Consider the following 13,457-nt stretch of genomic DNA (forward strand, 5'->3'; position numbering starts at 1 on the left):
AACCGCCGTGGCCCCAGAGTTGCCCGGAACCATCGTTCCGCCAATGGCTTGGTTGAACATCCTGAATCGCCTTCTGCGGCGGTTCATCCTTTTCCAGAAGTGCAGTATCGCCCATGACAGGTGACGAAACGCCCATGGCAGCTCTGGCCTCGCGCCCGGTCGACCAGCCGATGCGAAGCGGTTCGTTACGCTTCTACCTGACCAACGAATTCGGCCTCGTTGTCCTGATTGCCCTTTTCGCCTGTCTCTTTGGCCTGCTGACCGAGGGGCGGTTCTTCTCCAGCTTCAACCAGTTCGCTCTTGGCCGTGTCGCCGCCATCAACATCATGGTGGGCTTTGCCATGATGGTGGTGATTGTCACGGGCGGGCTCAATCTCGCAGTCGGCGCGATCGGCGTCTGTGCAGCGATGGTGTTCGGCTTCGTCGTCGAACGGGGAGGCATGCCCTGGCCTATTGCTGCCGTCGCAGCCATCGGGACCGGCCTGGTCCTCGGGTGGATCAACGGCTTCGTGATCGTGCGCTCCGGCCTGCACAGCTTCATCATCACGCTCGCCAGCATGAGCATCTTCTTCGGCACGATGACCTATCTGACGCAGGGCCAGTCCTTCCGCTCCATTCCTCCGAGCTTTTCCAGCCTGTCCACCACGCGCCTGTTCGGCCTGGTCTCGCCGGTGCTTCTCATCGCCATCACCGTCGGCCTGCTTCTCATCGTTCTCTACCGCTACACGGTTGTCGGCCGCGAGATGCTTGCCGCGGGCGCCCGGCCGGAGGCTGCGGAGCTTTCCGGCGTCCGGGTCGGCCGCATCTTCATCCTCTGCCACATGCTGTCCGGCGCGCTGGCGGGTGTGGCTGCGCTGATCGTGGTAGCCCGCAACGCGGCGGCCTTGCCCACCATGGCCGGACAGCTCGGCCAGGACTGGCTGTTGCTCGCCTTCCTGGGACCGGTGCTCGGTGGCACGCTACTCGGCGGTGGACGCGTATCGGTGATCGGTACGCTGCTCGGCGCCATCCTGGTGACGATGCTGTCCAACGGGCTGCTGCTCCTGCAGATCGGCGAATTCTGGGTACAGGCCTGCCTCGGCGTGCTCCTGCTCATCGCCGTGCTGATCGATCTCGCCCGGCGCTCCTATCTCGCCCACCGGAGGATGGTGTGATGCGGCAGATCCTGCAGACCGACTGGTTCGGTCCTCTCGCCATCATTGTCCTGGCGGTCGCCATTATCACCCCGTTCAACCCGGGCTTTCTGTCGACACTGAATATCCAGGTCCTGCTCCTTGCCATCACGGCGAACATGCTGATCGCCTTCTCGCAGATGATCATCATCGCCATCGGCCAGATGAACCTTGCGGTCGGCGCGATCGGCGGTCTGGCGGCCATCAGCTTTGCCGGCATGATGCAGGTCTGGGGTCTGCCGGCGCCGCTGGCTGCGCTGCTTGCGGCGGTGGTTGGCCTTGCCGCCGGCCTCGTCAACGGCGCCTTCATTGCGGCCACCGGCATCTCGGCCTTCGTCATTACCCTGGCGACGCTCTCCGTCTTCAAGGGCGTCAACCTCGCCATCACGCGGGCCCAGCCCTTCTATGGCGTGCCGCAGAGCGTCAAGGATTTCGGCAACACCAATTTCCTGGGGCCGCTCCCCTGGCTGGTGATCCCGGCGGCCATTGTCTTCGTGCTTATCTGGTATCTGCTCAACCGCCTGCCGCTCGGCCGCTTCATCCTGGCGATCGGCGGCAATGCCCATTCCGCGCAGCTCTCCGGCATCTCTGTCTCGCGCACCATAGTGATGGCACATGCCCTGTCAGGCCTGCTTGCGGCGCTCGCGGGCGTCGCCTGGGTGGCGCGGCTCGGCATCGGCCAACCCACTATTGGCGACGACTGGCTGATACTCTCCTTCGCTGCTCCGGTGATCGGCGGCGCGGTGCTTGCCGGCGGCCATGTCTCCGCCTTCGCCACGCTGCTCGGCGTTGCCATCGTGGCCATCATCACGCAGGCGCTGGTGCTCTTCCACATCGATCCATTCCTGGTGCAGGTGGTGCTTGGAGCCCTCATCCTCTGGGCCGTGGGCATGAACCGCTGGCGCGAGGTCCGCCTCCAGCGCGGCCTGAAGAGGATCTGAGCCATGGCGGACCTGACCTCGGATCCGGTGTTCCAGGCGCGCGGCGTCAGCAAGTTCTTCCCCGGCGTCAAGGCGCTGGAAGGCGTCTCGATCACGCTGGCCAGAGGCTCGATTCATGCCCTCCTGGGCGAGAACGGCGCCGGCAAGTCCACCTTGATCAAGCTGATCACCGGCGTGCTTCGCCCAGATGAGGGCGAGCTTTTCGTCGACGGCAAGCCGGTGCATTTCACCTCCACACGCGATGCCATCGCCACCGGTATCGGCGTGGTGCACCAGGAGCGCAATCTTATCCCGCGCTTTTCGGTGGGCGAGAACATCATGCTTGAGCGCCTCAGCGGCCGGCTGCTCAAGCCCATCGACTATGCGGAGATCAACAAGGAGGCCGGGCGCTGGCTCGACGTGCTCGGCCTCGATCTCGATCCGTCCACGCCAGTCTCCCGGCTGAGCGTCGCCAAGATGCAGCTTGTCGAGATCGCCAAGGCCTTGTCGCTGCGCTCGCGGGTGCTGCTGCTCGACGAGCCGACGGCCTCCCTTACGCCGCATGAGACGGTGGCCCTGTTCGCCCTTCTCAAGAAACTGAAGGAGGAGGGCGTCAGCATGATCTTCGTCAGCCACAAGCTCGAGGAGGTACAGGAGATCTGCGATCAGGTCACCGTGCTGCGCGACGGCCGGAATGCCTGCGACAGCCAGTCCATGAAAGGCCTCGGCCGCCAGGATCTGGTGCGGCTGATGATTGGCCGCAGCGAACAGATTCCCGACTGGCAGCCTCGCGACTATTCCGCAGCTTCGCCGGTGCTGCAGCTCGAGGGCCTTGCTACCCCGCTCGGCCATCGCGACATCAACCTCACGGTGCGGCGCGGTGAGATCGTTGGCCTCTATGGGCTGGTCGGGGCAGGGCGGACCGAGCTCGCCAAGTCGATCATGGGCCAATATCCGGCCATAGCGGGCACGATTAGGCTCGAGGGCAAGCCCGTCACCATCGGCAGCGTGGGTGACGCCATCCACACCCACAAGCTCGGCTATGTCAGCGAGGACCGCAAGCAGGAGGGGCTGATCCTCCTCCATTCGGTCCTCGACAATGCGGGCATCACCCTCTGGCGCAAGCTGGCCCGATATGGCGGTTTCCTCACTGATCGCACTGTGCGCAATAAGGCAGAGCCCTATATCCGCAAGCTCGAAGTGCGTACGCCTTCGCTCGGTCAGATCGTCGGCAACCTCTCTGGTGGCAATCAGCAGAAGATCAGCGTGGCCAAATGGCTGGCTGCCGGCGTCCGCCTTCTGATCGTCGACGAGCCCTCGGTGGGAATCGACATCAAGACCAAGGCCTATCTGCATGAATTGCTGCGCGAATTGTCGGATGCAGGCACGGCCGTGCTGCTGATCACCAGCGACATGCCCGAGATGATTACCCTGGCCGACCGCATCGTCGTGATGAACGGCTACCGACTGGCCGGCGATGTGCCGAACACGCGCGATTATGCCGCGGTGAGCGAAGGCATCATGAATCTGATCCACAAGGTGGATGATGCAACCGCCCTATCTGCCATCTAAATTCCTAGCGCGCTCGGTGATGGTCGAAGTTTTGATGCAACGGCACGTGGAGGACACAGAGGCCGAGAGTGCATCAGGAGCGCTGCTCGCGATTTGACTCGGTTCCTCGCTTAAATTACCGTTAGCAAGACTTCTGGTTCTTGGTCCTCCTCAAGCAGGCTTCACTTTCTTTCAAAGTGGGAGGTCTCTCCAGTAATCTTTCAGTTGTTCGCTCTCGGTGTTACCACGCTATTCTTCGTTAGTTCTCTGATATTCTTGTATTGCGGGCGGCTTCTCGGCCTACGATACATGAAAAAGGAGGGAGTCGACAGCATGTCGAGCCTCCTCACCATCGAGGGTGCGGTATTCGCCTTGATCGGATTGCTTCTTGCTTTCACCATATCTGGCGCGTTGTTGCGGTTCGACGAGCGCCGGCAGTTGGTCCTCCAGGAGGCCAACGCCGTAAGCACCGCCAATGATCGTCTCAGCCTTTTTGAGGGGCAAGCTCGCGATCTACAGGCCAAGCTGAGGGACTATACGGCGGCCCGGATTGAGCTTTACGAGATGCCGCGCGATCTGTCGCTCTGGGAAGGCACGGAACTCTGGTCCCCGGAACAACTGATCAAGATACGGGAATCCAAGAAAAAACTCTGGGAGGCGGCAGTCGCCGCTTGCCCGCAGTCCAATTATCGGTCCGCGTGCACATTGGCGCTGCCGGCCCTTGGCAATGTGTTTGAATTTGCGAGGCTGCGCGAGGGGGCCGCCGAAAGGCATCCGCCCCAAATTGTCTACGCCATGCTTTTCGGCTTCGGGCTGGGCGGATCGCTGCTCGCCGGATTCGGCATGGCAGCAGCACCCAGCCGGCTCCACATGCTGATCTTCGCCGCGATGCTGGGGATCACGCTATACGTCGTGACGGACACGGAGTTTCCACGGCTCGGCGTCATTCGCGTTGATAGCTTCGATCATTTTCTCATTGATGTTTATCAGCAAATGCAGTGAGGCGCGCTCCTGGATCATCGTACGGCAGCCTTGTCGTCCCCCTTTGTCGATGGCAATCAGGGAGCAGCACCGACTGCAATCGCCATGCCGATCCGGAGATCGGTACACCGATTCCGGCCGTTTCATGGGACCGCTGACCTCCCAGCCGGCTCGTCCTTTCCGGCGGCCGGGAGGCCACTTGTTCCGGGGAGTTGAACACCGCGGGCAACCCGCCCTAAAGTCAAGCGAAACGTGCCGACTCCCTGTCGGCGCCCCTGTCAGGAGGTCCCCATGCTCGCCCTCGTTCTCGAACGCCAACACGAATTGTCCATGCGCGAGATCGACCTGCCGATACAGGTCGGGCCCGATGACGTGAAGATCACGCTGCACACAGTGGGGGTCTGCGGCAGCGACGTGCATTATTACACCCATGGCCGCATCGGCAGCTTTGTCGTGAAGGAGCCGATGGTGCTCGGCCATGAGGCTGCCGGCACGGTGGTCGAGGTTGGCTCGAATGTGAAGACGCTGAAGGCGGGCGATCGTGTCTGCATGGAGCCTGGCATTCCCAACCTTTCTTCGCGCGCCTCCAAGCTCGGCATCTACAATGTCGACCCGTCCGTGGTGTTCTGGGCGACGCCGCCGGTGCACGGCGTGCTCACGCCCCAGGTCGTGCATCCCGCCGCCTTCACCTATAAGCTGCCCGATAATGTCTCCTTCGCCGAAGGCGCCATGGTGGAGCCCTTCGCCGTCGGCATGCAGGCGGCGGCACGCGCCCGTATCGCCCCTGGTGACGTCGGTGCGGTCATCGGCGCGGGCCCCATCGGCATCATGGTCGCGCTGGCGGCTCTGGCTGGCGGCTGCAGCAAGGTGCTGATCTCGGATTTCAGCAAGGAGAAGCTCGAGATCGCCGGGCGCTATGACGGCGTCATCCCGGTCGACCTCGGCAAGGAAAGCTATGCCAGCGCCATCGCGCGCGAGACGGCGGACTGGGGCGCTGACGTGGTGTTCGAGGCGAGTGGCAGTTCGAAGGCCTATAACGGCATCTTCGACCTCGTGCGCCCGGGCGGCGCGCTCGTGCTCGTCGGCCTCCCGGTAGAGCCTGTGACCTTCGACGTGCCCGGAGCCATCTCGAAGGAAGTGCGTATCGAGACCGTGTTCCGCTATGCCAACATCTATGATCGCGCCATCGCCCTGATCGCCTCCGGCAAGGTGGATCTCAAGCCGCTGATCACCGGCACCTATGCCTTCAGGGACAGCATCGCCGCCTTCGAACGGGCCGCCAAGGCGTTGCCGACGGATGTGAAGCTGCAGATACTGATGGATTGAGCGTATCAATCCGTCGATGCCTGCGTGAACGCGACACCTGTCGCCACATCGTTCTGCAATCGGTAGGTCAGCGTCTGCAGCTTCGAGCCCTCGTCTGCGCTGGCGGTCGTGCTATTGTATTTCAGCCGGTTGGCGCTGTCGGGCTTTTCGCGGCCGAGCGCCCTGGTGATTGCACCGAGCTTGCTGCCGAGGCCGGGGACGCCGAAATCGAGACCTGTGAGGCCGGCCGGCGCCGCGCTGCATCCCTCGATGTTGCTGGCCGCGCTGTTCTCGATGCTGACCACGGTGACGGCGTGCTCATCACCTCCGATCTCGCCCGAGGCAAAGGTCAGCGCCACCGGGTCCTTGCCCGGCGTTAGGTAGCATAGCCAATACGTGGCATCACCGGCGTCGCCATGGTGCTGGATCGTGCCGCCGAACTTCGTCGCGATGACGGTGAGGGTGGTAATCTCCGGCTTCACTTCGAGATCGCCGGCCCTGATGCTCTTGACGGGCGCCTTCTTCAACGCCTTGCCGCTGACCACGCGGTTGCCGAGCACTTCATTGGCAAAGCCCGGCAAGCTCGGCTCCGCATGGGCGGGGATCGTCAAGCTGGCGATAAGCGAGGCGCAAGCAGCGAGCAGTCTCTTGCCCATATGAGAATCCACAGGGATGTGATCGTAGAGCCGGTCCGCTATCAATAGATCATCGAGCGGAAACAAAGCATTAAATAGTGACGGCTCTTATTCATCGTCTCTCGCTTGTCATAGGGTGAAATCAGCAACCATCACACCGTCCAGGCCACTGTCGAGGCAGGGAAGCAGGCGCTCTGCCAGGGCAGCCCGTGCCGGGTGGCTGAGATAGGCTTCCCGCGCCGCTTCATTGTCGAAATCCATGATGAAACCATGCCGGAAGCCTCGGTCGAGACCTTCCCGGCTGTCGTTCCTTCCGGCTACGACCGCCGACAAACCAGGAACGATATTCTTCATCAGGGCAAAATCTGCGAGCAGTTCATCAATCGTCTCTTCAGCTATGTCGTTCCTGAACTGCAAGAACACGCAATGACGGATCATCGGTGCCTCCTTTTCATCTGCAATATCTTAGACATGAGAGAGGCCGCCCGAGGCCCGTCGCGATCTTTTCCCGTAGCTTCGGCGAGAATGCGGCACCCGGCGAAATAAGCCGGTCAACCCTTGCTGCTCGGGGGCAACGGGCCGCCTTGTATCATCATTCCTGAAAATATTCCGGGTCGAATTCACGCCTTTGTGGCGTTTGAGTTGCAGCCATGCCCGTCTCCATCGTCTGGTATCGGCTTCCCGGCAGGGGTGAGCGGTATGCAGAGACTTGTTTTCGCCACCGCGTTTATTGTGGCCGCAACGATCGCCCATGGCGCCGATCTTGCGCCGCAACCGGCGGAACCTGCCGCGCCGGTCGCTTTGCCTTTCAACTGGAGTGGCCCTTATCTCGGCCTTCATGCCGGCTATGCCTGGGGACGGGAAGACGATTACCAGAGCAGGCTCTTTCCGACGCCCGTCACCAGCGGCGACAGGTTCAATCTCCAGGGCTTCGTCGGCGGTGCGCATGCCGGCTACAACTACCAGATCGGTCAATTCGTCCTGGGTGCCGAGGCTGATCTCGATGCGACAGGCATCAGCGGCAGTTCCCGGTTCAGCGACGAAGGCGGCGCCGTCGCGGGCGTACTCAAGCTGAAGAGTGACGTGCAGGGCTCCGCACGCCTGCGGGCCGGCTATGCCATTGACTATGTGGTGCTTTATGCCACTGGCGGCCTCGCTGTTGCCGATGGCAAGCTGAGCGTGAACGGGGTCAGCGACCAGAACACTCATCTTGGCTCGACGATCGGTGCCGGCGCCGAATATGCCTTCATGCCAAGTTGGATCGGCCGGGCCGAGCTGCGCTTCAGCGACTTCGAGAAGAAGAGCTATCAGACGCCGGATGGACCGGTGAAGGCCGATTGGAACCAGACGTCAGCCACTGCCGGCGTCGGCTACAAATTCTGACGATGATGACCGTACTCTAAAGCGTTTTGCGATCTGACGGAATCGGCAAGAATCGCAAAGACGCGTCGAAACAAAGAGTTAGAGCAAAGCGGCGTTTACGCCTAAACGCGTTTTTGCTCTAGCGCATACTTGGCTGGTGGGCGGCGGGATCCTGCATCGCGCCCGCCCCTACGCTCATCATCAGCGCGCCGTCGGCTACCGCGTCAGCGAAATCCAGATTGGCAAGCAGCGTCGCCTGCGAGCGCGCGACCGGCCTGATGATGTGACTGGCATCCTGGTCGCGGAGCCAGCGGCTCAGCTCGGCACTCGCCCGGCGATGGGCCTCGTCGATGGTGCGGCCATGGGCGACGCACCCCGGGCAGTCCGGGAAGACGACATCATACGCGCCATTCTGTCCGGCAATCAGAGCAACATAATGTGTCATGGACGCCTCCTCCATGATGGCCGCTGCACTATACACCGTCGCGCGGGGAGGTGCCGGCATAGCTGGCTACATGACGTAGATTTAATCCGGCTCCCTGATGGGGGAGATCGCTGGGAGCCGAGCTGGATGGTCTTATCGACGCTGTCGCTCGGGGGCGAACGATGCAAGGGCCCATCCCCTGCGTCTCAATCAGGCCCGGTGCGGAAGAGCAATGGCGACAGACGCAGGCCTGCGATGAAGCCGGGAATGGCGATTGCGATCGCGATGGCGAAGACCACCAGCATGGCCTCCCGCAGGCCCTCCGGAGAGGTTGCGGTGGCCGCGCCCGCCATGTTCGCGACCAGCCCCAGCAAGGCCGCTCCGATGGCATAGGCAGCCGACTGCAGGGTGGGCAGCAGTGTGGAGGTGCGGCTGCGGTCCTCTTGCGGCGCAGCCTCCATCAGGCCCTGGCAGAGATAGCCCCAGCTCGTGCCGAAGCCGACTCCGATGAGGATCTGGCCGATCGCCAGAAGGGCGATCACATCGAATTCCAGTGCCGCAAGGATGGCGGCGAGGCCGACGACCAGCAGCAGCGGCCCAACCCAGACCAGCCGTCGCCGCAGCGCATAGGATGCCTTGCCGGCCACCACGATGGCGGTGATGCTCCACGCGATCGCCATGAGGGCATTGAGGGCGCCGGCCAGGGTCGGCCCGTAGCCCCACAGATGCTGGATGAGATAGACCAGATAGACGGAAGGGGCAGATTGGGCCATCGGCATCAGCAGGATGACCCAGAGGCCGAGGCCCGTCGGCCCTCTCAGCCGGAAGGCGCCGGACGGGAAAAGCCTTGCGGTTGCCCTTCGGTCGCCCCACACGGCTCCGGCATAGAGGAGCGCCGCGAGGACCAGCAGCCCCGCCGTGGCGAGGACGCCGCCGGCGAGATCGGCGACCATGACCAGCAGCATGCCGGCGGTGATCGCTCCGAGCTGGGCGAACGGCACGGCCTCGCCGGCGAGCCTTTCCCGGCCTCGGGGAACGACTTTGAATACCAGCCCCATGAAAAGGAGCGAGAGCGGCACGTTGATCAGGAAGGCCACCCGCCAGGAGATGGTCTCGCTGATCACGCCGGCAATCACCGGTCCGCCGAACGCCGCGCACGCCCAGACCATCGCCTCGGCGCCAAAGACTTTCGGCACCAGCCGCGAGGGGAAGATCTCCGGGATCAGTGCATAGCAGGTCGCCGCGATCAGGCCCTCGCCGAAGCCCTGGAAAACGCGCCCCGCCAGCAACACCGGCATGGTCGGCGCCAAGCCCGCCTGCAAGGTGCCGAGGGTGAACAGCAGTGCCGCGGCCTGCAGGCCAATTCGCGCCCCGAAACGGGCCTTGACCAGCGCGGCAATGGCGCCGCCGACAATGGCAAAGAGCAGATACAGGCTGAACGACCAGGAAATCAGTGCAGCTCCGCCAAGTTCGTCGATGGTGGAGGGCAGCGCGGTCGAGACGAGGAAGCCATTGAAGGCGAACAGCGCTACGCCCAGGCACAATGTCGCCGTCGCCGCGGCATAACCCGGCGCCAGCATTTCCTGCCAGCGCGCATCGATCGTTGCCTGCACTTCCATGAAACTCTCCAGCCCTTGCGCTTAAGCATCCCGAGATAGGCGATGAAGGCAAGCGCGATCGCCTTCCGGATATCGGGGCTACAACTTCAAGTGCAGTTGAGGTCAAGGCGCCTTTTCCAACTTTGTCGTCGCCGGGTCTTGCGGGATGGGCGCGGCGTCTTCTGCGTCGACATCGAGCTTCCCCTCCCGGCAGGCAGCTTCTTCCACTGGTGCGGTTGCTGTTTTCGCGCAACACTGGCTTGCCGCTCGCGGGGCGGCAAAGTCATCGAGGAGAAAAGGGATGGCAGTCGAGATTGTCGAGGGCAGGGAGGTGACGATACGGTTCGACGGTGGCCGGTGCATCCATGCCAGGCGCTGCGTGATGACGCAGCCGGGTGTCTTCCGCGCCAACGTCGAGGGCGCTTGGATCGACCCCGATGCAGCAAGTGCCGAGGAGGCGATGGATGTCGCCCTCGGCTGTCCGTCCGGTGCCATCGAGGTCACACGCAAGGCCGGCCCGCAGGAGGCCGCACCGCGCGCCAACCGGATACTGATCCGGGAGAATGGGCCGCTCGCCGTGCATGCCGATCTCCATATCAAGGGCGAACCGGCCCAGTTCCGGGCAACGCTTTGCCGCTGCGGGCTATCGAAGAACAAGCCTTATTGCGACGGGAGCCATGCCGGCAATTTCACTGCCAGCGGCGAACCGGCTGCGCAGGCGAGCACACTTCAGATCATCGACCTCGTGGGCCCGGTCGAGATCACGCCCTTTCCGAACGGGCCGCTCGGCGTGAAGGGTGCGCTGGAGATCTCCTCGGGCACCGGACGCAACACCAATCGCGTGACCCAGACAGCTCTCTGCCGCTGCGGCCATTCCGGCAACAAGCCCTATTGCGACGGTACGCACAAGAAGGTGGGTTTCGAGGCACCCTAGAGCAGAGCGCGTTTGAGCGGGAGCGCATCTCCGGGTTCACCTGTTGGCACCAAATGCATATTGCGGTTCCAGGTACCTGGCGCGGTCTTCGACCGTTCGGAACTGCCGCGGGACGACAGCGCTGACATGTTGCAGCCGGGCCCAGCGCCTGCCATCGTTGGCGCGTGCCATGAGGCTGCCTGTCGACAGGCAGGTGTCCAACCGATCGGAGGCCCTATGCCGGATGATGTGCCAAGCACGCTCGACGAAGCCCGGGAGCTTTTCGAAGCTTCACCCTCGGCGGAATCCGCCACTCAGTACGCCCGGATGACTTCCTTCTACCTGTCAGACGGCATGATCAGCCCCGAGACATAGGATGCGATCAGGCATCAGGTCCGGCCCTATCTGAGCGTCGTGGCCGAATAGGGCGCGGTGGGAGCAGGAACGAATACACGCCAAGCGTGTTAAACTGCGTGTGTCCGGTTGGAGGAATGCGTGATGAAATCCCTCGTTACTGCTGTTTTTGTTGCATCCATGGGCCTGGTAGGCGGCCCGACTCTGGCAATGCCCATTGCCCCGAGTGGTTCCACCGATAACGGCCTTGTCCAGACGATCGAGGATGGCTGCGCCCGTGGCTATTACATGAGCTATGGTCACTGCGTCCCGAACAGCGCACCTTATGGCGCGCCCGGATATCGCTACACCCCTGAATATTATGCGCCACCGCCGCCGGTCTATTACGCGCCGCGCCCGTATTATTACAGACCGCGCTACTACTATCGGCCGCGCTATTACGGCCCGGTGTATCGGTATTAGTGCAGATACATTCGCGCTGTCCCGTGCCCCGGCTTGTTGCCTACAATACTGACGGGTCGCTTGATCTGTATTTCCAGAACGAAGGCCCTGGTAAAGATCGGGAATCCAACTGGCTTCCGACGCCAAGGGGCCCGTTCAACCTGACGATGCGCCTCTACGGTCCGAAGGCGGAGGCGCTCACCGGCAAGTGGAAGCCGCCGCCTGTCACACGCATCCCGCAGTTCCCGACTTTGCCGGGTCAATAGATTGAAGCGCGGGCAACCCGACGGTTGGGGCTAAAGGCGATCATTATAGGGATTGGGCAAGACCTGACACTTGTGGTCTGCGTGCTTTCTTGCTTCATCCCTGTTTCGCGTTTTCAGAACCAAACAAATCGTTTGCATCGCCTCACTGGCCGCTCGTGCAATGTTGATATTCGGCCACGCTGTCCAAGGTCATGCCGATCGAGGCTTGACCGTTGTTGTGCAACTGTATGATCAGGTTCATGAAGCTTTTGTCGTCGGGATTGCTTCGATTTGAGCACGATCCGCGGCCGGAATAGTCGGTGCCGTTGGGCACGGCCCTCTCCACGACGTAATCAACGGCGCAGGTGATCTTTGGCCCCTGAACGGTTTTCTCGTTTATCGTGAAACGGGTGTTGTCCGACTGACAAGCCTCGGCGTTGGGGGCCCACACGCCCTGAAGTTCAGTAGGAAAGCTCTCGTGGCGCACATCCGCGTGGGCGGCTTGCAGCATAATGACGGGAAGCAGTGACAACAGGATCTGCTTGCGCATCGCTTTCTCCTCTGCGTTCGATAATATATACCATCAATTGGGGCCTGCTGCAGCGATTACAGGTGCTGATCAAAGTAATACGTCGCGCCGCCCGGTCCGTGTAGTGGAGAATCCGACAGCCGGTGGCCCTTGAATGTGGCTGTGATTGCGAGGCCGTTGAAGCAGCACGCGAGCGGGATTGGTTGTAGATGCACGCACCAAAACTGCTTGCGAACCTCCGCCAGGAAATATCAATTCGCGTGGCGCGGCCAGAGAACGTCGATCACTTGCTGAATTCATTGCGGAAGGCCGGCGTCGCGCCGTGGGGCGACCATCCTCTTGCTTCCGACTAGGCCAAAACAATTGTTCGATGGCTGCCAAGCGGCATGGTGACCCCAGCGGTGGTACCGTGTACCACCGCATCTTGGCAGCATCCCTTTCCGATACCACCGCGTGGCGCGGCCGCAGACATACGACGACGAAACGTGCCGAGCGCACGTCCTAGCTAAATCTTTGATTCTAGATGAATTCTGAGCGCCAGAGAATGTTGCCGATCTTGGCGGTGGTGCCTAGGGGTGGCAACCAATTTTTCAACTAATAAATTGAAACTAAAGAAGAATAAATTTTGCCCGTTGATAAGTTACCAACGGCTGTACCAACAAATGCAAAGGTGGTCGCTAGGTGCACGGCGGTCGTTGCTTTCTACCGCTGTGAATAATCACCTGAGGACCCCTCGTTGACGCGACTCACAAGCACTGCGCCCCTCTGACCTTCGGGCTAGAGGGGCGCTTTCGACGTGTTTGGAATATATCTATTGGGCTGCGGCCGGCGCCCCGATGCCAGGTGGTGGCGATAGATGGTCCGGCGTGGGCTTCTGAAAGTACGCACAGCCAGCCAAGAAGATGGCGATGCCGAGCACTGTGATGAGCTTCATCATGATCTCCGTCGACTACTAATTAATCTCGACCTACTAGGCTTTGAGCCGCACGAAAACCCGCCACCACTTCCTCGCGCCGAGATCGGCGCA

The 13,457-nt window shown here is 62.0% G+C and carries 13 protein-coding genes and 1 pseudogene; 9 read left to right on the forward strand and 5 right to left on the reverse strand.

What is annotated here, in order from left to right:
• Positions 1–134: 134 nt before the first annotated feature.
• The 5 genes from ACMDCR_RS13750 to ACMDCR_RS13770 all read left to right on the forward strand — a co-directional run bounded on the left by ACMDCR_RS13750 (position 135) and on the right by ACMDCR_RS13770 (position 5,950).
• Positions 135–1,154, forward strand: coding sequence for an ABC transporter permease (locus ACMDCR_RS13750; RefSeq protein WP_413993066.1), 1,020 nt, complete (start codon positions 135–137; stop codon positions 1,152–1,154).
• The gene (locus ACMDCR_RS13755) at positions 1,154–2,113 is read left to right on the forward strand and encodes an ABC transporter permease (RefSeq protein ID WP_413993067.1); all 960 of its coding nucleotides are present in this window, start codon (positions 1,154–1,156) and stop codon (positions 2,111–2,113) included. Before ACMDCR_RS13750 ends, ACMDCR_RS13755 begins: the two co-directional genes overlap by 1 nt.
• 3 nt (positions 2,114–2,116) lie before the next feature.
• Positions 2,117–3,664: a sugar ABC transporter ATP-binding protein gene (locus tag ACMDCR_RS13760; protein WP_413993068.1), complete on the forward strand. Its 1,548-nt coding sequence runs from the start codon at positions 2,117–2,119 to the stop codon at positions 3,662–3,664.
• A 312-nt stretch (positions 3,665–3,976) separates the two neighbouring features.
• Positions 3,977–4,645 carry a hypothetical protein gene (locus tag ACMDCR_RS13765; RefSeq protein WP_413993069.1) on the forward strand — a complete coding sequence of 223 codons (669 nt, stop codon included), beginning with the start codon at positions 3,977–3,979 and terminating at the stop codon, positions 4,643–4,645.
• Between the two features lie 270 nt (positions 4,646–4,915).
• A complete protein-coding gene (locus ACMDCR_RS13770) occupies positions 4,916–5,950 on the forward strand; it encodes an NAD(P)-dependent alcohol dehydrogenase (RefSeq protein ID WP_413993070.1) in 1,035 nt (344 codons plus the stop codon).
• A gap of 5 nt (positions 5,951–5,955) precedes the next feature.
• On the opposite strand, the gene ACMDCR_RS13775 is transcribed toward ACMDCR_RS13770, so the two are convergent.
• Positions 5,956–6,585 carry a hypothetical protein gene (locus tag ACMDCR_RS13775; RefSeq protein WP_413993071.1) on the reverse strand — a complete coding sequence of 210 codons (630 nt, stop codon included), beginning with the start codon at positions 6,583–6,585 and terminating at the stop codon, positions 5,956–5,958.
• A 108-nt stretch (positions 6,586–6,693) separates the two neighbouring features.
• Positions 6,694–7,002, reverse strand: a complete 309-nt coding sequence (locus tag ACMDCR_RS13780) for a Dabb family protein (RefSeq protein WP_413993072.1) — start codon at positions 7,000–7,002, stop codon at positions 6,694–6,696.
• Positions 7,003–7,263: 261 nt separating this feature from the next.
• Here ACMDCR_RS13780 and ACMDCR_RS13785 point away from each other — a divergent pair, with 261 nt between their 5' ends.
• The gene (locus ACMDCR_RS13785) at positions 7,264–7,947 is read left to right on the forward strand and encodes an outer membrane protein (protein WP_413993073.1); all 684 of its coding nucleotides are present in this window, start codon (positions 7,264–7,266) and stop codon (positions 7,945–7,947) included.
• Positions 7,948–8,065: 118 nt separating this feature from the next.
• Here ACMDCR_RS13785 and ACMDCR_RS13790 read toward each other — a convergent pair whose 3' ends face one another.
• Positions 8,066–8,371 (reverse strand): type II toxin-antitoxin system HicB family antitoxin, encoded by a 306-nt coding sequence (locus ACMDCR_RS13790; protein ID WP_413993074.1) that lies wholly within the window; start codon positions 8,369–8,371, stop codon positions 8,066–8,068.
• Between the two features lie 185 nt (positions 8,372–8,556).
• Positions 8,557–9,969 (reverse strand): MFS transporter, encoded by a 1,413-nt coding sequence (locus ACMDCR_RS13795; RefSeq protein ID WP_413993075.1) that lies wholly within the window; start codon positions 9,967–9,969, stop codon positions 8,557–8,559.
• A 280-nt stretch (positions 9,970–10,249) separates the two neighbouring features.
• Between ACMDCR_RS13795 and ACMDCR_RS13800 the strand changes: the two genes are divergently transcribed.
• The 3 genes and pseudogenes from ACMDCR_RS13800 to ACMDCR_RS13810 form a co-directional block, all read left to right on the forward strand.
• Complete coding sequence (locus ACMDCR_RS13800) at positions 10,250–10,882, forward strand: CDGSH iron-sulfur domain-containing protein (RefSeq protein WP_413993076.1); 633 nt, start codon at positions 10,250–10,252, stop codon at positions 10,880–10,882.
• A 543-nt stretch (positions 10,883–11,425) separates the two neighbouring features.
• A complete protein-coding gene (locus ACMDCR_RS13805; RefSeq protein WP_413993077.1) occupies positions 11,426–11,677 on the forward strand; it encodes a hypothetical protein in 252 nt (83 codons plus the stop codon).
• A gap of 41 nt (positions 11,678–11,718) precedes the next feature.
• Positions 11,719–11,922, forward strand: a pseudogene (locus tag ACMDCR_RS13810) (DUF1214 domain-containing protein); the annotation flags it as partial.
• Between the two features lie 142 nt (positions 11,923–12,064).
• Here the strand turns inward: ACMDCR_RS13810 and ACMDCR_RS13815 are convergent.
• Complete coding sequence (locus ACMDCR_RS13815; protein WP_413993078.1) at positions 12,065–12,451, reverse strand: hypothetical protein; 387 nt, start codon at positions 12,449–12,451, stop codon at positions 12,065–12,067.
• Between the last annotated feature and the right edge of the window lie 1,006 nt (positions 12,452–13,457).

It is taken from the genome of Labrys okinawensis, assembly GCF_047345005.1.
In the GTDB taxonomy this organism is placed as follows: Bacteria; Pseudomonadota; Alphaproteobacteria; order Rhizobiales; family Labraceae; genus Labrys; species Labrys okinawensis.